Source organism: Methylobacterium thuringiense (assembly GCF_022179645.1).
GTDB lineage: Bacteria > Pseudomonadota > Alphaproteobacteria > Rhizobiales > Beijerinckiaceae > Methylobacterium > Methylobacterium thuringiense.
This window is the reverse complement of record NZ_BPRA01000001.1, coordinates 337,204-360,957: the sequence shown is the minus strand read 5'-3', so window position 1 is coordinate 360,957 and position 23,754 is coordinate 337,204. Positions and strand designations below refer to the sequence as shown.

The following is a 23,754-nucleotide window of genomic DNA, read 5'->3' as shown; positions in this document are numbered from 1 at the left end:
GATGGCCCGGATCGGCCGCGCGCTGCTGCGTCGCCTGCCGCTCGTCGGTACCGTGCTCGGTCTCGCGCTCGGCGTCTGGCTGATCGCGACGAACGACGTTGCCGCGATCGGAGCGGCGTTCGGCCGGATCGGGCTCGTCGGCCTCGCGGGCGTGGTGCTGGTGCGCGTCGGCGTGATCCTGCTCTGTGGGATCGCCTGGGCCCGAGTCCTCGACGGTCTGTCGAGCGTGGAGGATGCAGCCTTCCTGATCCTTCGGTTCGTGCGCGAGGGCATCAACGTGCTGCTGCCGGTGGCTTCGGTCGGCGGCGAGGTCGTCGGCGGGCGTCTCCTGACCTTCTGGGGCGTCACGGGGGGGCTCGCAGCCGCCTCGATCCTCGCCGACATGTTGCTTCAGGTCGCCACCGAGATCGCCTTCACCCTGACGGGCGTCCTCCTGCTCCAGCAGGTGGAGGGAGAGGCGGCGGCCTCGCTCGCGCTCTTCACGCTCGAGGCCCTCGGCGTAGCGATCGTCCTGCTCGGAGCCTTCTTCGCGTTCCAGCGGCTCGGCGCGGCCAAGCTCGTGGAACGCGGGCTTACCACTCTCGGACGTCAGGTCGCCGGCACGGCCACGCCTGGTCAGGTGCCGGAAGAATCCGGACTCGGCGTGCAGCCGGCGCTCGACGCGGTCTGGGCGCGGGGCCGGCGCGGCCGCCTCGCGCAGGGGTTTATGCTCCACCTCGCCGCCTGGGGGCTCGGAGCGGCGGAGATCTGGATCGCGCTGACCTGCATCGGCGTCGAGATCAATGCCACCGAGGTGATCGTGCTGGAATCACTGTCGCAGGCGATCAAGTCGGTAGCCTTTCCGGTTCCGAGCGGGCTCGGCGTTCAAGAGGGCGGCTTCGTCGTTGTCGGCGCCCTGTTCGGCATCGACGCCGGCACGGCCATCGCACTGTCGCTCGCCAAGCGGGTTCCCGACGTCGTACTGGGCCTGCCCTCGCTGGTCGCCTGGCAGATGCTGGAGGCTCGCCGCGCGACGATCCTGCCGCCGTCTCGCGCCGAGAACCCCGACGGCGTCTCGCCGGGGGGCTCGTAGCGCCCCGATTCAGGTGTCGGGCTTACGATGCCGTCACGGCTCGAACGGCTTCCGCGCGAGCCAGCCACGTCCTCAGCGCATCGAAGGTCGCGATCCCCGCTACCAGCGCATCGTCGCCGTCGAGCCCGTCGAGACGGGCGCGGAAGGCGTTCCACATCCGGCCGGTGGCGCGGCCGTGTCCGCGGTAGTAGCGGCAGGCGGCCTCGGCATCGGGGCCATGGCGCTCGGCGATCGAGCGGCCGATCACCTGTCCACCCAACGTCGAGCCTTCGAGCACGTAGAGCGCACCGTAGGCCGACGCGCGGCTCGTCAGGGCGATCGGCGAGACCGCCGGAAGTCCTGCGATATCCGTCGCGCCGAGCCCGAGCCGGTTCAGATCCGCATCGAGCGCCTGGAGTCTACGCCGCGGCCCGAAAAAATCCTCGTCGTCCAGCATGCGGCCGATCGCAGGTTCGAAACCGGCATGGAACCCACGCATCAGCGCGAGCAGGTCGCGATATCCCTGAAGTGTGGCGGTGCGCGCCTCCCAATCGAGGTCGCGTTCGAGGGCCTGATGCGCCCCTGCGGTCGCCGCCCGAAGCCGTGCGTGGAGCCCCTCGGTCACGCGTAGACGACGAAGCAGGCGCCGGGCACGTTCTCGACCTCGATCCGGGCGTTGATCTGGTCCAGCATGGCCCGCACCAGTTTCATCCCGAGGCCGGTACCCTTGGCCTTGCCGGTGTCCCAGTCGGGAGGAAGCCCCTCCCCGTCGTCGCAGACCTTGAGCTTGACGCCGCTCTCGACGGCCGAAACGCTTACGTTGACCCGCGCTCCCCGCTCCGGGCCGCCCGCATATTTGAAGGCGTTGGTGACGAGTTCCGTGGCGATCAGCGAGAGTGAGACCGCCTTCTGATAGGGCACCATCAGCCCGGGATCGGCAGTGAGCTCGACGACGTGCTGGTTACCGGCGAGGCCCGCGAGATCCTTGCACAAGTTGTCGATGGTCTGACCGAGATCGACCTCCTCGACGCTGCCGGCCTGATAGAGGCTGTCATGCACCCGCGCGACGCTCATCACGCGGCCGGAGGTCTCCGAGAAGGCCTGCCGTGCGGCCGGGTCGGTGATCTGGCGCCGCTGCATGTGCAGGAAAGCCGAGACGATCTGCAGCGAGTTCTTCACGCGGTGGTCGATCTCGCGCGTGAGCAGATCCTTCTGCGCGAGCAGCCGCTCCTTCTCGACGAGAAGATCGGTCAGTTCCTCGATCTTGCGCCGCTGGCGCAGGACGACGCCCTCGACCGCCTGGGCGAGCTGTTCGGCGAGCGAGACCTGCCAATCCGCGAACGGCGTCGCGACGCCGCGGCGTTCCTCGACCCAGCGCTCGAAAGAGCGGCGCGGCAGCACCGCCACCGACCCCGAACCGGCGATGACCGGCTTTCGCGGATCGCCGCCCCAAGTGACCGTGCTCGGCACCTCTGGGCGGAACCAGAGCAGGAGGTGCAGCCGTTCGGCATCGACGAAGGCCGCGAGCAGGCCGCTCGCCGTAGCCGCATAAGCGCCGCCACGGGCATGGGCGCTGCTCAGGGCATCGGTGGTGTAACTCGGCTGGCCTTGCGGCAGGGCCTCCCTCAACCAATCCGCGAGCGCCAAGACCTCCTTGTCGGTCGGGCAGGCCCCGATCAGGCTGACATGGCCCTCCGAGACGATGCCGGCGCCGCCGACATCGAACAGGTCGAGCAGCGTGGTCGAACCGACTGTTAGCGCCTGGACGAAGTCGTCCGTGCGCGTCAGCCCGCGCACGAGCCGCCCCTCGATGTCGAGATGGGTCTGCTGCTCGGCCCAGCGGCGATGCGCCTCGATCTCCTGCACGCGCATGGCGAAGGCGTCGGTGAGGACCGTCGAGGCGGCCCGCGTCTCGGGCGCGACGTAATGCGGCTGCCGGTGATGGCCGATCATCAGGCCCCAGAGCCGGCCCTCGACGAGGATCGAGATCGACATCGAACCGTTCACGCCGAGATTGCGCTGATATTCGAGATGGATCGGCGAAAGCGTGCGGTTCTGGGCGAAGGTGAGGTCGATCGGCCCGTTGCCGGCTGCCTTACCCGCCACCAGCGGCACCGGCACGCAGTCGCGGTCGATCACGAAGCGGCTCTTGGCCTTGTGATAGAGCGCGCGGGCCTGGGCCGGAATGTCCGAGGAGGGGAAGCGCAGTCCGATCAGTGGGCGCTGCCAGCCGGGGATCATATCCTCGGCGATGGCCTCGCCGTTCCAGTCCGCGTCGAAGCGGTAGACGAGGACGGATTCGAAGCCGGTGAGGATCCGGATCTCGCTCGCGACGATCCGCGCCGCCTCGTCCAGGCTTTCGGCCCCGCGCAGGCGGACGACCGCCAACTCGGTCTCCAACGGGGTGGCCGAACCGAAATCGTCAGGACGGTCGGGCGCGCGCTCCAACTCGACGATGACCCGGCCGCTCCGCACATGTGCGACGGCGTAGAAGCGGTCGTCCGGCCGACTGGCGAGGGTCACCGCCTGCCGGAGCAGCCGGCCGTCTTCCAGGCTTCCCGCTGCGACGCCGGCCTGGACCAGCGCCACGAAACCGGCCGGAAGGACCTCGCTCAGGTGCCGCCCATCGAGCGCCGTGCCGTCGTCATCGAAGACGTCGGAGATGTTGGCGCTGTGGACGAGGATCGCGAGCGTCTCGGCATCCGCCGCGAGCATGACGGCGTTGGGCTGGATCGAGCCCGGGATGTGGATCGGCTCGCGTTCGCACAGGCTCGGATCGACCGGCTCGGCCCGGACGCGCCGGCCAACGGCCGCCATCACCGCCTCGCGCGAGCGTCCCGCGCCGATGTTCTCGAGGGCGGCGATCACCAGCCAGTAGCGACCAGGCGTCGCCGACGCGCGAAGATGAATGCGTGCTCGCAGTGGTTGCGGCATTCGCCCGAACACGAACTCGAAGGTCTCGTCGAGGCGCCCGCGCCGAAGCCCGCTCAGGAAACGACCGTGAAAGCTCGGCACGTTCGTGCTCGGCACGATGTCGCGGAAGTAGTGACGGCCGACGACGGCGCTTGCCGAGAACCCCGAAAGGCTCGCGGCGCCCTCGCTGAATGACAGCACCCGGCCCGCCGCGTCCAGCGCGATCACGCCCTGGTCGAGACGGTCGAGCGCCTCGGGCGACAGGGCGTCGAGATCGACGGACTTCCCGAGGACGTCCTGGATCCTGTTGTGGGGCGGGTCGATCATTCCGGCCCCGGTATGACCGCGCCCGCCCTCTCGCGCAATCCTCAGAAGGTGACGGTTCCGGCGACACGACGAGGATGCTTCCGCACAACTTCGTGCTCAACCTGCAGTTTTCCGTATGATATCGGACAGAGCGGTCCGGAGGCCTTCTTCCAGGGTCAGGTGGTAGAACGGCCTGTCGAGCAGGTCTTGCGCCGTGTGTCCGTCCTGGATGGCAAAGGACAGGATGTGCGCGAGGTGCTCGACGTCGGGACCGAGCATCTCGGCGCCGAGCAGGCGGCCGCTCCGGTCCGCGTAGACCCGCATGCCGCCCTGGTTGCGGCCCATGACCTGGGCACGACCCTGGTCGCAGAAATCCACCTTGCCGACGAGGTCGCCGCCCAGGTCTCCGATCGCCGCGATCTGCGGCTCGGTAAAGACCATTGCGAGCTTCACCCAAGGCCTTGGGTTCTCGATCGATCCTTTGTCGGACCGTGCCAGCACAGCGGCGTTGCGGCCGGCGATGCGGCCCTGGCGGCTCGCCTCGTGCAGAACCGGACGGGCCGCGTTGGCGTCTCCGGCAATAAGGATCGAGTCACCCTCGCAGACGAGCGAGTGTGGATCGAAGGCGGGCATCCCGTCCTCGTCGAGGGACAGGCCGGTGCTGGCGAGCCCGATGCCGCGCACGTTCGGAGGGCGGCCCGTGGCGGCCAGGACCCGGGCGAACGACGCCGAGCCCTTTCCGCCATCCTTGTCAGACCAGTGCAGCGTAACGCCGCCCTCTGTCGCCTCGGCACGTTCGACGGTCGCCCCGAGATGGAGCGCGATATCCTTCCCGAAAATGTCGCGCGCCGCCTCGGCCAGATCGGGATCCGCGATCCCGCCCAACGCACCGGCGGGATCGAACAACGCGGTCTTCACGCCGAGCCGTGCCAGCGCCTGCGCCAGTTCGATCCCAACAGGCCCCCCACCGAGCACCGCGATCGATTCCGGCAGATCCTCGATCTCGAAGAGCGTGTCGGTGGTGAGCAGACGTTCGCCGAGGCCCTCCAGCGGCTTCGGCACGCTCGGGCTCGATCCCGTCGCGATCACGGCCGCCTTGAAGCGCAGGCGGATCGCGTCGTCGATGCGAAGGGTCGTCGCGTCCTCGAACACCGCGCGGCCGGTGATCCGGCTGCCTTCCGGAAGTTTCTCCAGCCCCTCGAACACGCTGTCGACGAAGCAGTCGCGCTGTTGGCGCACGCGCCGCATCACGTCTCGGCCGTCGACCCGCACGTGCTCGACATGAATACCGAAGCGGTGCGCCGCGCGGGCTTCATGGGCCGCATTCGCCGCCACGATCAGCAACTTCGAAGGCATGCAGCCGACTCGCGCGCAGGTGGTGCCGCCCGGCCCCTGCTCGATCAGAATCGAGGCCGCGCCCGCATCGAGGGCGGCGCGGTGCGCAGCGATGCCCGCGGTGCCGGCGCCGATGACCGCGACGTCGCAGGACAGCTCTCTCATCGGACTCACGACGCCATCGTGAGGACGGCGCCGCCATCGACGCGGAGGTTCTCGCCGGTGATGAAGCTCGCCTGCTCCGAGCACAGGAACGCGACCGCCGCCGCGACCTCCTCGACCCGTCCGCGGCGCTTGGCGACGATGCCGGGACGCTTCTCGTCCAGGAAGGTCTCGATCGCCCGGTCGAAGGACACGCCCATCTCCTCGGCGCGCTTCTCCATCATGGCGTCGGTCATCGGCGTGGCGATGTAAGCGGGGGCGACCGAGTTCACGAGCACGCCGTCCGGCCCGTAGGCCTTCGAGAGGCCCTTGGTGAGGTTCATCAGCCCGGCCTTGGCCGCGCAATAGGGCAGCTCCTCGACATAGGGCTGCACGGCGTCCTCCGAGGTGAACAGCACGATCCTGCCCCAACCGGCCTCGCGCATGCCGGGGATGAAGGCCCGAGCCATCCGCACCGCACCCATCAGGTCGGCCTGGATGGTCTCCAGCCAGCCCGCGTCGTCGATCTCCAGAAAGTCACCGGTGGCCCCGGTGACGCCGGCCGCATTCACGAGGATCGTCGGCTTCTGTCCAAACGCCGTGTCTGCGAACGCCCGTAGCGCGACCGCGCCGTCGTTCGAGGACAGATCGGCAGCGAAGGCACGGACTTCGCCCAATGCCGAGAGACGCTTGGCGGCGTCCTGCACCGCTTCATCCTTGATGTCGGACAGGACGATTTTGACGCCTTCGCGCAGCAGGTACTCCGCGCTGGTGTAGCCCATGCCGGAATCGCCGCCCGTGACGACGGCGACGCGGCCGCTGATGCCGAGATCCATTCGAAACTCCACTAGATCGTGAGAGGTACGGAGCCCGCGCCGATAAGGCGGCTTGCGGCTTCGTGACGGCCCGAAGCGCGCTTGGCGCACCGGCCTGACATTGCGTCGCCAACACCACGGCGATGCGAACGTTCCAGGCTTGCCGGCACTGCGGCACCGAGGACGGGATTACGCTTCGGGTACGCGCGGCCCTTGCTAAACCGAGGTGTCCGGCAATGACGCCCGCTCCGGCGGCGCATCGAGCGCGGCGTCGCTCTCGTCCTTCAGGTTCACGCCGCTGAGCCCCCGCGAAAAAGCCTGCGCGATCAGCCAATGCAGTTTGAATGCCGCCAGGTCGTGCGAGAGCCCCGCCGGGCGGACGTTGGAAATGCAGTTGCGCTCGGCATCCGAGCGGCCGGGTCTCGGGTCGAAGGTCAGGTAGAGGCCGAGGCTGTCGGGCGAGGAGAGCCCCGGACGTTCGCCGATCAATACGGCCACCGCCCGCGCCTTGAGGAGCGTTCCGATCTCGTCGCCCAGCGCCACGCGCGCCTGGACGGACACGATGACCGGCCCGAGGCTCCAGCCTGCCTTGTCGACGAGCGGTTTCAGTGCGGCGAGCATCGGCGCAGCCCCCTCGTGGACGGCGCGGGCGGAGAGGCCGTCGGCGACGACGATGGCGAGGTCGACGGGGCCGTCGGCGGCCGCGGTAAGACGGTCGCGGCTCTCGGAAGCGAGGCGGCGGCCGTAGTCGGGCCGGCGCAGATAAGTCGCGCGATCCTCGGCCTGGGAGGCGACGGCGAGGACGGGCAGGCCGAGCGCTTCGATCGCAGTGGTGATCGCCTCGGCGTCCATCGGCGTGTGCACGGCATCGCGAGCCTGGGCGTGGGCGAGGCCGAAACCGAGGACCTCTCGCGTCGGCAGCCCGGCCCCCGCGCGGCCGAGTCCGATCCGGGCCGGCGTCAGCCGTGCGAGTCTTTTCCAGAGATCGTCTTCGCTCACGCGGCGAGATCCGGTGCGGCCGTCAGCAAGGCGGTACCGGCATTGCCGGACAGCAGAGCACCCTCCCCGTCCGTCAGCCCGATCTCTTCGAGCCAAGCCGCGAATTCCGGTGCGCGCTTCAGGCCCAGCACCTCGCGGATGTAGAGCGCATCGTGGAACGAGGTGGACTGGTAGTTCAACATGACGTCGTCGGCGCCGGGCACGCCCATGACGTAGGTGCAGCCGGCCGCGCCGAGCAGGGTCAGGAGCGTGTCCATGTCGTCCTGATCGGCCTCGGCGTGGTTGGTGTAGCAGACGTCCACGCCGAGCGGCACGCCCATCAGCTTGCCGCAAAAATGATCCTCCAGCCCAGCCCGGATGATCTCCTTGCCGTCGTAGAGATATTCGGGGCCAATGAAGCCGACCACGGTGTTGACCAGCAGCGGCCGATAGACCCGTGCCACGGCGTAGGCCCGCGCCTCCAAGGTCTGCTGATCGATGCCGTGGTGGGCGTCGGCCGAAAGCGCCGAGCCCTGCCCGGTCTCGAAATACATGCAGTTGTCGCCAATGGGTCCGCGCTTCAGCGCCAGCGCCGCCTCGTGCGCCTCCTTCAGGATCGGTAGCGTGACGCCGAAGCTCGCATTGGCCTTCTGCGTGCCCGCGATCGACTGGAAGACGAGATCCACCGGCAGGCCGCGGTTCATCGCGTCCAGCGTCGTGGTGACATGGGTGAGCACGCAGGATTGCGTCGGGATCGCGAGGCGCTGGATCACGTCGTCGAGCAGGCCGAGCAGGCTCGACAGCGTGCGGATCGAGTCCGAGGCCGGGTTGATGCCGATCACCGCATCGCCGCAGCCATAGGACAGCCCGTCGAGGATCGAGGCGGTGATGCCCCTGGCGTCATCGGTCGGATGGTTCGGCTGCAGCCGCACCGCCAGCGTACCGGGCAGTCCGATGGTGTTGCGAAACTTCGTGACGACTTGGGCTTTGCGGGCCACCAGGATCAAATCCTGGTTACGCATGATTTTCGAGACCGCCGCCGCGATTTCCGGCGTCACCGCCGGGGCGATGCGCGCAAGCGTCTCGAAAGAGGCCGTCAGCAGAAACTCGCGAAAATCGCCGACGGTGAGGTGGGCGATCTCGGCGAAGGCGGCTTGATCGTGCGTGTCGAGGATCAACCGGGTGACGTCGTCGATTTCGTAGGGGATCAGCGGCTTGGCCAGGATCTCCGACAGCGGCACCTCGGCAAGGCACCAGCGCGCGGCCACGCTTTCTTCAGCCGATTCCGCTGCAATGCCTGCCAGGCGATCGCCGGATCGAACCGGCGTCGCCTTGGCCATCAGTATCGCAAGGTCGGCAAAGACGTGAGTGCGGGACCCGACGAGGTGGCGATAGGCCATCCGGTGTCTCCTGATGTCACGGGATCACAGGATGGCAGGATCGTGCTTCCTGTCGAGCCTCACACCGCGCCGGCATGCGGCGCGGGCTCTTCCGTCGAGATCGCGTCGACCGTGCGCTCGGTCGGCTCGGAGCCGCCGTCGGCACGGTCGATGCGGATCTGCATGTTCGTCGGCTCCATCTCGCCGTAGGGCGTGCAGAAGGCGATCTCGGCGGCGTCGCGGCCGACACCGATGCGCACCAGGCCGTCGAGATGGGCCTGCCGCGTCGCGTCGAACAGCCACCAGCGCCCGTCGAGATAGGCCTCGAACACTGCATGGAAGTCGGCCGGCACGAGGCCGTAGGCATAGACCGAGACGAAGCGAGCCGGGATGCCGAGCGCCCGGCAGAACGCCGTGCCGAGATGCGCGAAATCGCGGCAGACGCCGGCGCGCTTCAGCAGGGTCTCGTGGGCGGTGGTCTCGCCGTCGCTGGCGCCGCGCTGGTAGGCGATGTGCTCGTTAATCCAGGTGCAGATGTCGTTCACCCGCCGATGCCCCTTGGGCAGATGGCCGAATTCGGCCTGGGCGAAGGCGGCGAGGCGGTCCGAGGAAACGAAGCGGCTCGGCAGCAGAAAGGGCAGGATGTCGAGCGGCAGCTCGGAGACCGGCGTCTCGTTGACCGTCGCCGGATCGGCGCGGTGAACCGTCAGCTCGACCTCGGCATTGTATTCGAGGGACAGCGGGCCGGGAGCGACGTTGAGACCGATGTAGCGGTTCTTCATGTCCGGCGTGGCGTAGACGCGGCGCTCGATGTCCGGCGCGAAGGTCAGGATTTCGCTCTTGATCGCGAGGCTCTTCAGATGCGCGACCTCCACATTGAAGATGAACGTCGTGGGGGCCTTCACCTGATAGGCGAGGCTGCAGCCGAGTTTGAAGCGCACGTCGGTGTCCGGAAGTTTGGGAGTTATCGGGGGCATGGTGAAAACACCATACTCGCCAACGCCTTCGCCCTGTTTCGGCTCCCGCTCAAGCTGCCTTAATTTTGCGCTGCAACAGGACGACGGTCAGCGAGCGCACGCCCTGTGCCCCATGGATGAGCACACCCTCGATATCGGCCGTCGCGGAGGGCCCGGTGTGAAGCACGGCATAGGCCGAGTCGGCGAATTCCGGCCGGTGATAGGCGGCTTGAACGGTGTCGACGATCTCGGCGGGATCGAGCAGGACAATGAGGTGCTGTGCGAGATAGGCGACGGAATTCACGATCAGTTCGCGCTCGGTGAACAGCACCGAGCCGGACTCGGCGATACCGAAGGCGGCACGCACCACGGCGACGTCGACGTCTTCGAGGTCGGCGGGCTTGGCCACCGCCGCGAGATCGCGGTTTCCCATGATCTCCGGTACGGCCGAGGCGATGACATTGGCACAGTCGAGACGCTGGCGGACGGGGGCCAGCGGGTCCGGATCGCCGGCCTTCTCGATGCGGCCGCCCATGCGCTTCAGCCGCTCGCCGAACTCTTCGACGAGATCCGCACCGACCAGCGGCGCGAAGGCCGGGAGGGCCGGCAGCGGGAAATCGCCCTTCGGCCGGTTCGCGCGGATGGCGGCGAGCGTCGTCTCCCGGCTCGTCATTTCGCGCCGTCCTTCATGCGGTTCTGCTTGTACCAGCTGTGGAAGCTCTGTTTCGGGGTCTCGGGCATCTCGCGGCCCTTCCCCCAGGTGTTCAGCGGGTTGTAGACGGCGAACCGCGGCAGCGCCCGAAGCGCGGAATCGGCCGTGCCGATCGCGGCGCGATAGGCGGCCGGGCGGCTCAGTACGGCACCGGCGGCCTTCATCATGCCCTGCTTCAGGAGCGGGATCTGGTGCTCCTCGGCGAGCACCTTGCGCCAGGCAAAAATCTGCTCGTGGATGTTGATCTTGACCGGGCAGACGTTGGTGCACGACCCGTTCATCGTCGATGAGAACGGCAAGGTCGAATACTTCCGCTTGTTGAAGGTCGGGTCGATGATGAGCCCGATCGGCCCCGAATAGGTCGCGCCGTAGGAGAGGCCGCCCGAGCGCCGGTAGACCGGGCAGGTGTTCATGCAGGCGCCGCAGCGGATGCATTTCAGCGAAGTCCAGAACTCCTCCATCCCGAGCCGGGCCGAACGGCCGTTGTCCACCAGCACCATGTGCATTTCCGAGCCGGCCCGCGGCTTGCGGAAGTGCGAGGTGTACTGCGTGATGGTCGAACCGAGCGCCGAGCGGGCGAGCACGCGGATGAACACGCCGAGATGCTCGACCCGCGGGATCAGCTTCTCGATGCCGATCGAGTGGATCTGCAGCTTCGGCACGTTGCCGGAGAGGTCGGCATTGCCCTCGTTGGTGCAGGTGACGACCGTGCCGGTCTCGGCGATGGCGAAGTTGCAGCCGGTCATGCCGGCATCGGCCTGGAGGATGTGCGGACGCGTGGTCATCCGCTGGCTCTCGGCGAGGTAGTGGGCGTCGTCGTTGGTCGGATCGGTGCCCAGCGTCCGGGCAAAAACCTCGGCGACGTCGATCCGGGTCTTGTGGACCGCCGGCATCACGACGTGGCTCGGCTCCTCGTCGTCGAGCTGCTGGATGCGCTCGCCGAGATCGGTCTCGATGATGTCGATGCCGTTGGCCGCCATGTAGTGGCGAAACCCGCACTCCTCGGTGAGCATCGACTTCGACTTGATCAGCGTCTTGGCGCCGTGATCCTTCAGGATGCCGTGGACGATGCGGTTGTGCTCGGCTCCGTCCGCCGCCCAGTGGACATGCACGCCGTTGGCCTTCGCCGCCGCCTCGAACTGTTCGAGATATTCGTCGAGATGGCTCAGCGTGTGCGTCTTGATCTGCGAGGCGAGCTCGCGAAGCTCTTCCCATTCGGGAATGGCCTGGGTCGCGACGTCGCGCTTCTTGCGGACGTCCCAGAGGCGCTCGTCATGCGCCTTCTGGTGGAGCGGCGCGGCGAGGAAGCGCTCGGCCGCCTCGGCCTGATCAATCGGCCTGTCGCCGCGGATCTTCGCGCCGCGGGGCTGCGGCTCGCGGGTCGCCGGTGCGCGGATGGGCTTCGAGGCGGCCTCGGCGTGTTGCAGCCGCTGGCCGTCCTGGCCACGCGCGCTTTCGTCGCTTGCGGGCTGGACGTCCGGATGTAGCGCGTCCTCGTTCGGGCGCAGGTCGTCGGCGCTCATGCGACCGCTCCGTTCAGCACCTGGGCGATGTGGATGAACTTCTGCGGCAGGCCGAGCCGCTCGGCGCAGCCCTTCTGATGCATCAGGCAGGAGGAATCGGCCGAGACGACGTAATCGGCCCCCGCCCGCGCCTGATCGCCGACCTTGTCGTAGCCCATCTTGGCCGAGACGGCCGGTTCGAACACCGAGAAGGTGCCACCGAAGCCGCAGCACTCGTCGGGCCGCGTGAGGTCGACGATCTCGATGCCCCTGACCTTCTTCAGGAGGTCGAGCGGCTTCGAGAAGAACGGCGCATTCAGCTCGGAGGGCCGGGCGTGGTGGATGCCGCGCAAGGAGTTGCAGTTGTTGTGGTAGGCGACCTTGTGCGGAAATTCCGCCCAAGGCAGCTCCTCGATCTTCAGGACATCGTGCAGGAACTCGACGAGTTCGAAGGTCTTCGACCGCACGGCCTTCACCGCGTCCGTCTGCGGAATCGCGGTGAGGTGCTCGCGGACCTGATGCACGCAGGAGCCGGACGGCGCGACGACGTAGTCGAACTCCGTAAAATTCTTCACGAACAGGGCTTCGGTCGCGGCGGCCTCGGCGTGGCAGCCGGTGTTGGTCATCGGCTGGCCGCAGCAGGTCTGGTCGTAGGGGTATTCGACCTTGAGCCCGAAGCGCTCCAGCAGTTCGAGCGTCGCGATCCCGACCTCGGGCTCGAAGGCATCGACGTAGCAGGGCACGAACAGGCCGATGCGCATGATTGTCCGACCCGATGGCGGCTTGGTCGCCTTCTAACACCAAAGCCGTCATTCCTGGTTCCGCTGCGCGGCCTCTGAATGACGGCTTCGGATCCGATAGACTGGAACCTTTGTAAGCTACCCGTTCTACCGAAGCAGGTTCGTCTTGGCGAGGTCGAGCACCGAATCCCCGCGCCCGCTCATCACCGCCCGCATCACGTAGAGGCTGAAGCCCTTCACCTGCTGCCCGTCGATCTTGGGCGGCATCGAGAGTTCGTTGCGGGCGACCACCACGTCGAGGAGCGCCGGGCCGTCATGCGCGAAGACGTCGCGGGCGGCGCTCTCCAACTCGGCCGGATCCTCGACGCGCACGCCGTGAATGCCGGTGGCGCGGGCGACGGCGGCGAAGTCGGGGTTCTCCAGGGCAACGCCGGTCTCTATGTAGCCGGCGGCTTTCATCTCCATCTCGACGAAGCCGAGGGAGCCGTTGTTGAACACGACGATCTTGGCCGGCAGCCCTTCTTGGCGCAGCGTCAGCAGGTCGCCCATCAGCATGGCGAAACCGCCGTCGCCCGAGAGCGAGACCACCTGCCGACCGCGGTCGTTCGCCTGCGCGCCGATCGCCTGCGCCATGGCGTTGGCCATCGAGCCGTGCACCCAGGAGCCGAGCAGGCGGCGCCGGCCGTTCATCTTGAGGTAGCGCGCCGCCCAGACCGTCGGCGTGCCGACATCGGCGGTGAAGATCGCGTCGTCTGCGGCCGTCTCGCTCACCACCTTGGCGAGGTATTGCGGATGGATCACGGGCCTGTCGCGCTTGAGGCCGAACCAGCCGCGGGCGGGTTTTGGGGTTGCGAGTTCGTCGAGATCCTCGCGGGCCTTGGCGTAGTGCTTGAGGCTGTCGTCGAGGAAGGCCCGGTCGGTCTTGGCGCGGAGCTTCGGCAACAGCGCGTCGATGGTCGCGCCGACATCGCCGACAAGGCCGAGATCGAGCCGGCAGCGTCGGCCCAGATTCTCCGGCCGAAGGTCGACCTGCGCGATCTTGGCCTTGGTCGGGTAGAACTGCCGGTAGGGAAAGTCGGTGCCGAGCATCAGCAGGACATCGCAGCTCATCATCGCCGCGTAGCCCGAGGAAAAGCCGATCAGGCCGGTCATGCCGACATCGTAGGGGTTGTCGTACTCGACATGCTCCTTGCCGCCGAGCGCGTGGACGATCGGGCTTTTCAAATTTTCGGCGAGCCGCAAGAGATCAGCGTGTGCCCCGGCGCAGCCGCGGCCACAGAGAAGCGTCACGCGGGACGAGCCGTTTAGTAGTTCGGCGAGCGCGTCGAGATCGGGCTCGGCCGGGCGCACGATCGGCTTACGCGGTAGCAGCCCGGCGTTCGGCGCGATTCCGCGGGTCGGGGCCTCTTTCAAGGCGACATCGCCGGGGATGACGACGACGGCGACGCCGCCCTGGCCGATCGCGGCGCGCATGGCCGCCTCCAACACCTGCGGCAACTGCGACGGGTCGGAAACCAACTCGCAATAGTGGCTGCACTCGCGGAACAGGTTTTCCGGGTGCGTCTCCTGAAAATAGCCCGAGCCGATCTCTGCCGACGGAATATGCGCGGCGATGGCCAGCACCGGCGTGCGGGTGCGGTGGCAGTCGAACAGGCCGTTGATGAGGTGGAGGTTGCCGGGGCCGCAGCTGCCTGCGCAGACGGCGAGTTTGCCGGTGATCTGGCTCTCGGCCCCGGCGGCAAAGGCCGCGACCTCCTCGTGCCGGACATGGACCCAGTCGATGTCGTCGCGCGTGCGGATCGATTCCGTGATCGCGTTCAGGCTGTCGCCGACGAGGCCGTAGATGCGCCCGACGCCGGCCTGGGCGAGGGTTTCGACGATGAGGTCGGCGACGTTGGCGTTCGGCATGGGTCCGGCTCCTGTATCAACGAGCCGAACCGATGGAGGCCATGCCGTGTTCCGCGCCGCAGCATTGCGAGGCGCATCGACGTCAGTCCGGGATGTCGCTCTGCTTCCGCGCGACCACCGCGAAAAGGTCGCCGAGGGCGGCGAGGCTCGCGGCCTGCAGGGCGGAGGCCGACACGACCGAACCGTCGGTGCCCGGCAGGTCGCGTGTCGCCGTGGTACTCGCCACCACCGTCGGGCTGAAGCCGAGGCTGAAAGCGCTGCGGGCGGTCGAGTTCACGCACATGTGGGTCATGAAGCCGGCGACGATGACGTTCTTGACGCCGGCCTTCTCAAGGCGCGCCTGCAGATCGGTGCCGACGAAGGCGCTCGGATAGGCCTTGGTGATCACGGCCTCGTCGCCCTGCGGCGCAACCTCGTCGCTGATCTGGCCGATCGGCGCCGCGATGTCGTAGGGCGAACCGGCTCCGGCGTCGTGGCGCACATGGATGATCGGGATGCCGGCCTTGCGGGCGCGCTCCAGCAGCGCCTTCGCCTCGACGATCGCCGGTTCGACGCCCTCGAGTCGCATCAGGCCCTCGCGATAGGTGTTCTGCAGGTCGATCATCAGCAGCGCCGAGTCCCGCAGGGGCGCCGGGCTGGGGCTCAGTCCGGAGACGTCGCGAAGCGTCTTGAGATCCGACATCGGCTGGAGTCCTCGCGGATTTTCGGGGAGGCCGGGGGTAGCCCTGGTGCGGCGCAGTGAACCTCGCGCGGCGCGACGAACCTCTAACAGCCGCGTCTCGGCCCGTCATCCATTGCATCCGATTCCCACGTGGCGCAGGGCTTCACGAATTGGAAACGTCTCGTGTATCTGTCTGCAGGCGGGGGGCGTACAGCACGGGTAACTCGTGACACCGCTCAAGAACGGCCTGTTCTACGGGCTCGGACTCGCCGCACTCGTTGGCGCGAGCCTGCGCCACCGCATCGGCGGCTATCGCAATCCGACCGATTTTTCGCCGGACGATTGGCCCAAGGCGATCGCGCACGTGATCGACATCGTCGCCGACTGGCGTCGTCATCTCGACGCCGCCGATGGCCGTCTTCCGAGCCTCGCCGGTCTCGACGTTCTCGAACTCGGCCCGGGGGCGACCCTGGGCACCGGCGTTCTGCTGGTCGGCCTCGGTGCGCGCTCCTATCGCGCCGTCGATGCCTTCGCCTTGGCCGATCATACGCCTGCGGCGTTCTACCGTGTGCTGGCCGATGCCGAACTGCCAGACGAGGTCGATCGCGTCCGGCTGAGGGAAGCCGCCGACGCGCTGGATGGTGGCCTGACGGACCCGGTTGCCTACGTCATCGATCCCGATTTCGACATCGTGCGCGCCGCCCAGGGCAAGCGCTTCGACCTGATCGTCAGCAACGCCGCCTTCGAGCATTTCGACGACATCGACCGGGTCCTCGCCCACATCACGCAGGTCGCCCGACCGGGAGCGACTCTGGTCGCCGGAGTCGATTTCCAGACCCACACGCGCGGCGTCCGCGGCAGCGATCCCAACAGCATCTACCGGTTCTCGCCGGACCTCTACCGAAGCCTCGCGTTTCCCGGTCAACCGAACCGCTGCAGGCCGGCCGACTATCTGCGGAGTCTCGAACGTCTCGGCTGGATCGATGCCGAATGCCGTGCCGTCGCCGTTGCGGATGAGGAGTACCGCGACTGGAGTACGGACGGTCTCCATGAAGCCTATCGCGACGACGGGGCGAGCATGGACGTGCTGACCGGTATGGTGCTCGCCAGAATGCCCTGAAGTGATGTCCGGCTCGATTGCTTCGGGCCGGCACCTTCAAGTGTCTGTCTCAACGCGCGTCTTTTCGACCAACTGAGATCCGCCTGGCAGGAATGCGCTTCGATGGCATCGGTGTCGTCCACAGCGATTTCCAAGAGAGGCCAGAAAACGAGAGTACTGGTTAAGCCGCTGCATTTTCGTTCGCCCGCGGTCGAGCGTTCTCTGTTTATTTCGGTAAAATTTACTTAAGTACGAAGTTGCTTCCACCCGAGTTGTCGTCTTCGGGATAAACTTGGCCGTTGCGGAGTTATTCGCATTGTTGGCGGCACGGCGTCGGCCGCAGGATGAGGGGCATGGGTAGCAGACCGACAGACGGCGCGCCGAGCGGATGCGGAGCCGTATGCGTTGCCGGCGGCGGGGACGTCGCGGTCACGGTGGTGATCAAGGCGCTCAACGAGGAGGCGCATGTCGCGCGTGCCGTCGCGAGTGCCTGGACAGCCCTGGCGGTCGTGGCCGAGGCCGGCTTTGGCGCGGGCGAGGTGATCCTCGCCGACAGCCGCTCGACCGATCGCACCGCCGCCATCGCTGCGGCTGGCGGAGCACGCGTCGCGCGGCTCGCCGACGACGTGCCGCGCAGTTGCGGGATCGGGCCGCAGCTCGGCTACCAGCACGCCCGCGGCCGCTTCGTCTGCCTGATCGACGGGGACATGGTGCTCGACCCCGGCTTCCTCAGCGCCGGCCTGCGCTTCCTCGGCGAAAACCCGGAGGTGGCCGGCGTCGGCGGCGGCGTACGCGACGTCAACGTCGTCAATCTCGAATTCAAGCGCCGTGCCCTGCGCGGCGCGGTCGACCTTCAGCCCGGCTCCGTCGACCGTCTCAACGGCGGCGGCCTCTACCGGCGCGAGGCGATCGAGCAGGTCGGCCATTTCAGCGACCGGAACTTGCACGGCTACGAGGAATTCGATCTCGCCGTCCGTCTGCGTGCGGCAGGGTGGCGTCTGCACCGCCTCGCCGTCCCCTTCGTGGATCATTACGGTCACGTGATTGGCGGCTACGCGCTGCTCAGGAGACGGATCGAAAGCCGCTATCTCGACGGCATCGGCGAGATGCTGAGGGCCGCGATCGGCCGCCCGCATCTGCGCATGGCCCTGCGCGACCTTCCGGAAATCCGGCTCTGGCTCGGGGTCTATCTCGGCTGGCTCGTCGCCGCCGGCCTCGCCGTCGCGGTGCCCGGCCTCGCCAAGCTCGTTGCACTGGTGGCACTGATGGCGCTTCCGATCGCCGCCCTGGGCTTGCGCTACCGCTCGCTGCCGCTCGGCCTCTACGCCTTCGTTGCCTGGAACGCGCACGCCTTCGGCATGGCGCGCGGTTTTCTTGGGGGACGGGTCGCGCCGGGTGAGCGGATCGCCAGCACCGTCGCGGAACCGGCAACCCGGCACGACGCGGCATCGCCCGCACCCCGGGACGTAACCCCCGGCCGGGCGGCAAAAGCGCTGGCCATCTGCGCGGGGCTCGCCATCGCAGTGGCGGCCGCCGCCCCGATCGAGCGCGCCGATGCCCGGCCGGCAGAGCCGACATGGGTGGCCCTGCGTGATCGCAACCTCGCCATAGCCGAGGGCAGCCCGCTCGACTTTTCCGGCCTCGGACCCCTCGTCCCGGCCGGCACGCAAGGCCGGGTGATCGCCGGCCCCTCCGGCAACCTCGCGCTCGCGGACGATCCGGCCACGCGCGTCCCCTTCCTGTGCGCGTCGCTCGCCTGGAGTCCGGCCTCCGGCAGTTATCCCGACAAGCCGACCGCCGAGCGCTATGCGCGGCAACTCCGGATCCACGGTTACAACCTCGCCCGGCTGCACTTCGCCGACGCGATCCTGATGACCGGGCGGTCGCGCGATTTCGATCTCGACCCGGAGCAGTTCGACCGGCTCCGCTATCTGCTCGCCGCGCTGAAGCGCAACGGCATCTACTGGATGATCGACGGGCTGACGTCGCAATCCGGCGGCCTCGGCGGGATCGACGATCGTTGGGGCAATGCGGGCGGACTCAAGCTCGGCGTCCATGTCGATGGGGCCGCGCGCGCCCATTGGCGGCGCCTCGTCAGGACGATCTACGGCAGCGTGAACCCCTATACCGGGCTCAGCCCGCTGCACGATTCCGCGCTGGCCCTCGTGGTGCTCGCCAACGAGAACGGCGTCGAATTCGATACGATCCTGGCCGAGAAGGACTCGGGACAAGCCTATCCGGACATGCTCCGGGCTCCGTTCAACGCTTGGCTCAAGACGACCTATCGTGGCAGCGCCGCGCTGCGTTCGGCCTGGGGCGATCTCGGGGCCGGCGAGAGCCTCGAGGCGGGCACGGTCCGCCTGCCGACGGATCGCTACGTGCCCGGCCCGCGGATGCGCGATCTCAAGCGTTTCTTCGTCGCGCTGGAGACGGACACGGTCGGCTGGATGACCGGGGAACTCGCAACCCTCGGCTATTCGGGCCTCGTCAGCGCCTACAACAACGGGCTGTCGAGCCAGACCGATCTGAGCCGGGCCCCGCTGCCTGTCGTCAGCATGAACGCCTATTTCGACGAAGTGCTCTCGTTCGATCCCGGCACGACGATCTCGCAGAAGAGCTCACTCGACGACGCTGCCGGCTACCTGCGCGAATTGGTCGGCCGGCGCCGGTTCGGGACACCCTTCGTCGTCACCGAGTACGACCATCTGTTCTGGAACCGCTTCCGGCGCGAGGCGGGACTCGTGGTGCCGGCCTATGCCGCGCTTCAGGGCTGGGATGCGATCTGCCGCCACGCAGCCGGGCCGATCGACCTGACCGTCGATCAGCCCTGGCCGCATAAGCGCAGGCTGCTGCCCTTCGGCATCTCGCTCGATCCGGTCGCCCGGGCCGGCGAGACCCTGGCCGCCCTGCTGTTCCGGCGCGGCGACGTCGCCGCGGCGCAAAGTGGTGTGGCCCTTCCGTTCGGGACGACCGCCGACCTCGTCGACGACGGCTTCGGCGGCTTGCCGGATTCCGTGACCAAGCTCGGGCTGCTGACGCGCTTCGGTCTCGTCCCGCATTCGGGCGAGCGTGTCCCGGCCGGCGTCGCCACGCTGCCGGCGCTCTCGCAAGGGACGACCCCGTCCTTCGCCGCGGATCGCGCCGCGATTCGAGACGACGCTTCCGATGAGGCCGCTGGCCTCTACGGAAGCGTCGGCGGGCAGATCCTTCTCGATGCCAGGGCGCGCCGGCTGCAGGTCGTCACGCCGCGCACCGTGGCCGCGAGCTATGCCGCGGTGACCGAAAAGCTGCGGCTCGGGCCCCTGACGATCGAGGCCGGGAGCGGACCGGCTCTGCTCGCGGCAAGCGCCCTCGACGGTCGGGATCTCATCGCGTCCCGGCGGATGCTGCTGATCTTCGCGACCGACGCCAGGAACACCGGCATGCGCTTCCGCGACACCGAGGCGCGCACCATCGAAAACTTCGGCGAGATGCCGATTCTGATCGAGCGTCAGACCGCGCGCCTGCGGTTCGCCCTGGACGCGCCGCGGGAATGGCGTCTGCGCTCGCTGCATCTCGACGGAACGCCGGGCGATGCGATCGCGATGCGCACCGAGGCGAACACCCTGGTATTCGACCTGGACAACACCGCGACTAGCCATGGCCCGACGACCTTCTTCCTGATGGAGCGGTCGTGATGTCGGCCGACGCTTCCCCACCCCTCGACTACCGATACCGCGTCGGCCCTCGGGCCGACGTCGAAGTCGAGCCGATCCGGCTGGAGCGCGGCTCCGGGCGGATGACGGAGCCCGGCCCGTCGCCGAAGATCGTCGCGGCCCGGCCGGTCTCCTCCCGGTCGGCGCTGTCCGTGGCCGCCTCGGGCCTGCTGTTCCTGTTCGTCTTCCTGTTCTTCTGGATCTCGGTGAACCCGTTCATCGATCTCACCGATCCGACCTCCCAGACACCGAGCGAGTCGGCCGGCGCGCTCAACCAGGCCGCCGTCTTCCTTCTCGCCGGATTGTCGGCCGCAGGCCTCGCCCTCGGCGCTTGGCGTCATGCCGGCAGCCTCGCCGTGCCGCTCTTCCTGGCGCCGCTGGCCTGGTACCTCGTGACGGCCGGCCTATCCGTGGAGCCCTCGCTTTCGGCGCGCCGCTACGTGCTGACGCTCCTCATCATCGTGCAGGTGGTCAACGCGCTGCTGATGGCCGGCGATCGGCGGATCTTTTCCGCATATCTCGCGGTCTCGCTGCTCGCCGTCCTGGTGATCTGCTACGGCGGCGTCGCGCTCTGGCCGAGCCACGCCGTCCATTCCGCCGACGAGATCCTCGAGCCGATGCATGCCGGGCATTGGCGCGGCTCGTTCCTGCACAAGAACGCGGCGGGCGGCGCGATGGCGCTGGCGGTGATCGTGTCGATCTACGTGGCGCGAACCTTCAACGTGGCGGTCGGATGGCTGCTCGGCATCGCCTCCGCGATCTTCCTCGTCGCGACCGTATCGAAGACCGCGCTGGCGCTTCTGCCGGTCTCGCTGCTGCTGTCGGAAATCCTGCTGAGGGTGTCCTCCCCGCTCGTCCGCGGGGCGATCATCGCCTCGGTGCTGGGGCTGTTCGGGCTGTTCACGGTGGGCTCGGTGATCCTGCCCCCGGTCCACGCGATCCTGGAAGTGGTCTCGTCCGACCCGACCTTCACCAACCGCACCGAGATCTGGAGCTACGCCCTGTCGCAGTTGGGCGCGAGGCCGCTGATCGGACATGGATTCGAGGCGTTCTGGCGCTCGGGCTCGGTATTTTACAGCGCCTCCGAGACCTTCGCGAGCCAAGCCGCCAACGGCCATGACGGCTATGTCGACATCCTTCTGACGACCGGCCTGCCGGGGCTGATCATCAGCCTCGGCGCGTTCGTGGTCCAACCGCTACGGGATCTCAACCGCAGCCTCGCCAGCGGCAAGGATCCGGCGACGACGGCGTTCTTCACGCGGCTGTGGGTGTTCTGCCTGCTGACGAGCTTCCTCGAAAGCATCTTCCTCAACAACACGCCCGGTTGGTTCATGTTCTTGCTCGCCGTCATCGGCCTGCGCTTCCTCGCCTGCGCCCGCGTCATCGTCGCACCGTCCGCGGAGGCTGCGCGATGACCGGTCTGGCGCAAGCCCCGATGCGGGAGCCGCTGCAGCGGCGCCTCGCGCGGCTGGCCGCCCGCACCATCCGCACGCGGACGGTCCGGGCCCATCCGCACGCGCCGCTGGTGTCCTTCACCTTCGACGACATCCCGGACTCCGCTGCGGAGCGTGGTGCCGCGATCCTGGAAGGCGCCGGAGTGCGCGGCACGTTCTACATCGCCGGCAGCCTCGTCGGCGCGGTCGAACCGATCCGACGCCTCGCCGGCCGGGAGCAGTGCCGCGACCTGCATCGCCGCGGCCACGAGATCGGCTGCCACACCTTCTCGCACCAGGCTGTCTCGGACCTGGGCCGCACGGCGCTCGCGGAGGACATCGCGAGGAATGCGCGCTTTCTCGGAGAAATCGATCCCGGCATCGCGCCGGCCAACTTCGCCTACCCCTTCAATACGACCTCGCTGCGGGCCAAGCGGCAGCTCGAATCCCACTTCGCCACGTGCCGCGGCGGCGTCCCCGGGATCAATGCCGGCCGGATCGATCCCGGCTTCCTGCGCGCGGTCGAACTCGCCGATTGCTGCATCGACGCGGCGGCGGTGCGCTCCTGGATCGCCCGCGCCGTCGAGGCGCGCGGCTGGCTGGTGTTCTTCAGCCACGGCATCAGCGAGCGCCCCGAGCCGTGGGGCTGCCATCCGGATCTGCTCCGGGCCGCGGTCGCCGAGGCCCGGAGGCAGGGGGCATCCGTCGTCACCATGCGCGAGGCGTTGCGGCAGGTGCTCGGCGACGATCGGGCGACCGCATCATGATCGCAGTCGCGGAACGGATCGAGGCTCCGATCGTGCCGTCGGCCCTGCCGTCCGGCGGACGGCTGCTGTCGATCAACAACTATTATTATCGCCGCGGTGGCGCGGAGGTGGTCTTCCTCGAGCAGAACCGCCTCTTCGAAGAGATCGGCTGGGACGTGGTGCCCTTCGCGATGCGCCATCCGCGAAACCTCCCATCCCCGCACGAGCGTCATTTCGTCGAGGAGATCGAGTTCGGCCACGCCTACGGCCCGATGACTCGGCTCAAGCACGCTGCGAGCATCATCTACTCGCGCGAGGCCCGCGCACGGCTTCGTGACATCCTGGGCGAGGCGCGGCCGGATGTGGCCCACTTCCACAACATCTATCACCACCTCTCGCCCTCCTTCCTGCCGGTCCTGAGACAGGCCGGGGTTCCGGTGGTGATGACGGTCCACGATCTCAAGCTCGCCTGCCCGGCCTACACGATGCTGCGTGACGGCAAGGTCTGCGAGCGCTGCAGGGGTGGCCGGATCCACAACGTCGTCGTGAACCGCTGCATCAAGGGATCGCTGCCCTTGAGCGGCCTCGTCATGCTGGAGACGGCGGTGCATCGGGCGCTGGGACTCTACCGTGACACCGTCGACGCCTTCGCGGTGCCGAGCCGGTTCTACATCGACAAGCTGGTGGAATGGGGCTGGCCGCGCGAGCGCTTCGTCCACGTGCCGAACTTCGTCGATTCCACCGCGCTGCGGCCCGGTACGACCGTCGGCGAGGGCTTTCTCTATGTCGGCCGGCTCAGTCCGGAGAAGGGGCTCGATACGCTGGTGCGCGCAGCCGCCCTGTCCGCGCAGCCGGTCACGATCGTCGGCACCGGGCCGATGGAGGACGAACTCCGGGCGCTCGCGGCCGAGACCGGCGCCGACGCGCGCTTCCTCGGCTTCCGAACGGGCGAGGCGTTGCACGATGCGATCCGCGGCTGCCGTGCCGTCGTGCTGCCCTCGACCTGGTACGAGAACGCGCCGATCAGCGTGCTCGAAGCCTATGCGCTCGGTCGCCCGGTGATCGGTGCCCGCATCGGCGGGTTGCCGGAGATGGTCCGCGAGGGGGAAACCGGCGCCATCGTCCCGCCGGGGGATGTCGCGGCGCTCGCGGCCGAACTGACACGCTTCGGAACGCTGCCGGCCGAGACGCTGCTCGCCATGGGCCGGGCGGGGCGGCGCTGGGTCGAGACGGATTTCTCCCGGGACGCCTACCGGGATCGCCTGCTCGATCTCTACGCCTCACTTCGCGGAGGCCGGCGATGATACCAGCGGCGATAAACTTCGACGCGTTCGGCGATCGGCCGCCGGCAAGCGCGATTGCGCGCGGCCTCTCGGGCCGCGAA

General features: G+C 68.1%; 18 protein-coding genes. 6 read left to right on the top strand and 12 right to left on the bottom strand.

The window, feature by feature from the left end; genetic code table 11:
• Position 1 precedes the first annotated feature (1 nt).
• On the top strand, positions 2–1,072 hold the full coding sequence (locus MFF07_RS01540) for a lysylphosphatidylglycerol synthase domain-containing protein (RefSeq protein WP_147814470.1): 1,071 nt from the start codon (positions 2–4) through the stop codon (positions 1,070–1,072).
• A 22-nt stretch (positions 1,073–1,094) separates the two neighbouring features.
• On the opposite strand, the gene MFF07_RS01535 is transcribed toward MFF07_RS01540, so the two are convergent.
• The 12 genes from MFF07_RS01535 to MFF07_RS01480 all read right to left on the bottom strand — a co-directional run bounded on the left by MFF07_RS01535 (position 1,095) and on the right by MFF07_RS01480 (position 15,418).
• The gene (locus MFF07_RS01535; RefSeq protein ID WP_147814338.1) at positions 1,095–1,676 is read right to left on the bottom strand and encodes a biliverdin-producing heme oxygenase; all 582 of its coding nucleotides are present in this window, start codon (positions 1,674–1,676) and stop codon (positions 1,095–1,097) included.
• The gene (locus MFF07_RS01530) at positions 1,673–4,291 is read right to left on the bottom strand and encodes a histidine kinase dimerization/phosphoacceptor domain -containing protein (protein WP_147814340.1); all 2,619 of its coding nucleotides are present in this window, start codon (positions 4,289–4,291) and stop codon (positions 1,673–1,675) included. Before MFF07_RS01530 ends, MFF07_RS01535 begins: the two co-directional genes overlap by 4 nt.
• Before the next feature lie 96 nt (positions 4,292–4,387).
• Positions 4,388–5,770 carry a dihydrolipoyl dehydrogenase gene (locus MFF07_RS01525; RefSeq protein ID WP_238230531.1) on the bottom strand — a complete coding sequence of 461 codons (1,383 nt, stop codon included), beginning with the start codon at positions 5,768–5,770 and terminating at the stop codon, positions 4,388–4,390.
• A 5-nt stretch (positions 5,771–5,775) separates the two neighbouring features.
• Positions 5,776–6,582 (bottom strand): SDR family NAD(P)-dependent oxidoreductase, encoded by an 807-nt coding sequence (locus tag MFF07_RS01520; protein ID WP_147814342.1) that lies wholly within the window; start codon positions 6,580–6,582, stop codon positions 5,776–5,778.
• 195 nt (positions 6,583–6,777) lie between these two features.
• Positions 6,778–7,560 carry an ethanolamine ammonia-lyase subunit EutC gene (gene eutC / locus MFF07_RS01515; RefSeq protein WP_147814344.1) on the bottom strand — a complete coding sequence of 261 codons (783 nt, stop codon included), beginning with the start codon at positions 7,558–7,560 and terminating at the stop codon, positions 6,778–6,780.
• Positions 7,557–8,939 (bottom strand): ethanolamine ammonia-lyase subunit EutB, encoded by a 1,383-nt coding sequence (locus MFF07_RS01510; protein ID WP_238230460.1) that lies wholly within the window; start codon positions 8,937–8,939, stop codon positions 7,557–7,559. The genes eutC and MFF07_RS01510 overlap by 4 nt, the downstream gene beginning before the upstream one ends.
• A gap of 59 nt (positions 8,940–8,998) precedes the next feature.
• On the bottom strand, positions 8,999–9,859 hold the full coding sequence (locus tag MFF07_RS01505; protein WP_147814348.1) for a transglutaminase-like domain-containing protein: 861 nt from the start codon (positions 9,857–9,859) through the stop codon (positions 8,999–9,001).
• An 85-nt stretch (positions 9,860–9,944) separates the two neighbouring features.
• Positions 9,945–10,547 carry a LutC/YkgG family protein gene (locus MFF07_RS01500; RefSeq protein WP_147814350.1) on the bottom strand — a complete coding sequence of 201 codons (603 nt, stop codon included), beginning with the start codon at positions 10,545–10,547 and terminating at the stop codon, positions 9,945–9,947.
• Positions 10,544–12,109, bottom strand: a complete 1,566-nt coding sequence (locus MFF07_RS01495) for a lactate utilization protein B (RefSeq protein WP_147814352.1) — start codon at positions 12,107–12,109, stop codon at positions 10,544–10,546. The genes MFF07_RS01500 and MFF07_RS01495 overlap by 4 nt, the downstream gene beginning before the upstream one ends.
• Positions 12,106–12,849: a (Fe-S)-binding protein gene (locus MFF07_RS01490; RefSeq protein WP_147814354.1), complete on the bottom strand. Its 744-nt coding sequence runs from the start codon at positions 12,847–12,849 to the stop codon at positions 12,106–12,108. Before MFF07_RS01490 ends, MFF07_RS01495 begins: the two co-directional genes overlap by 4 nt.
• 126 nt (positions 12,850–12,975) lie before the next feature.
• Positions 12,976–14,736: a ubiquinone-dependent pyruvate dehydrogenase gene (poxB, locus tag MFF07_RS01485; protein ID WP_147814356.1), complete on the bottom strand. Its 1,761-nt coding sequence runs from the start codon at positions 14,734–14,736 to the stop codon at positions 12,976–12,978.
• A gap of 82 nt (positions 14,737–14,818) precedes the next feature.
• Positions 14,819–15,418, bottom strand: coding sequence for a cysteine hydrolase family protein (locus tag MFF07_RS01480; protein WP_147814358.1), 600 nt, complete (start codon positions 15,416–15,418; stop codon positions 14,819–14,821).
• A 205-nt stretch (positions 15,419–15,623) separates the two neighbouring features.
• Between MFF07_RS01480 and MFF07_RS01475 the strand changes: the two genes are divergently transcribed.
• The 5 genes from MFF07_RS01475 to MFF07_RS01455 all read left to right on the top strand — a co-directional run bounded on the left by MFF07_RS01475 (position 15,624) and on the right by MFF07_RS01455 (position 23,674).
• Positions 15,624–16,517, top strand: coding sequence for a class I SAM-dependent methyltransferase (locus MFF07_RS01475; RefSeq protein ID WP_147814360.1), 894 nt, complete (start codon positions 15,624–15,626; stop codon positions 16,515–16,517).
• A 332-nt stretch (positions 16,518–16,849) separates the two neighbouring features.
• The gene (locus MFF07_RS01470) at positions 16,850–20,173 is read left to right on the top strand and encodes a glycosyltransferase family 2 protein (RefSeq protein ID WP_238230459.1); all 3,324 of its coding nucleotides are present in this window, start codon (positions 16,850–16,852) and stop codon (positions 20,171–20,173) included.
• A complete protein-coding gene (locus MFF07_RS01465) occupies positions 20,173–21,606 on the top strand; it encodes an O-antigen ligase family protein (RefSeq protein ID WP_147814362.1) in 1,434 nt (477 codons plus the stop codon). The genes MFF07_RS01470 and MFF07_RS01465 overlap by 1 nt, the downstream gene beginning before the upstream one ends.
• On the top strand, positions 21,603–22,391 hold the full coding sequence (locus MFF07_RS01460; protein WP_147814364.1) for a polysaccharide deacetylase family protein: 789 nt from the start codon (positions 21,603–21,605) through the stop codon (positions 22,389–22,391). Before MFF07_RS01465 ends, MFF07_RS01460 begins: the two co-directional genes overlap by 4 nt.
• Positions 22,388–23,674: a glycosyltransferase family 4 protein gene (locus MFF07_RS01455; protein ID WP_238230458.1), complete on the top strand. Its 1,287-nt coding sequence runs from the start codon at positions 22,388–22,390 to the stop codon at positions 23,672–23,674. The genes MFF07_RS01460 and MFF07_RS01455 overlap by 4 nt, the downstream gene beginning before the upstream one ends.
• The last annotated feature ends 80 nt before the right edge of the window (positions 23,675–23,754 follow it).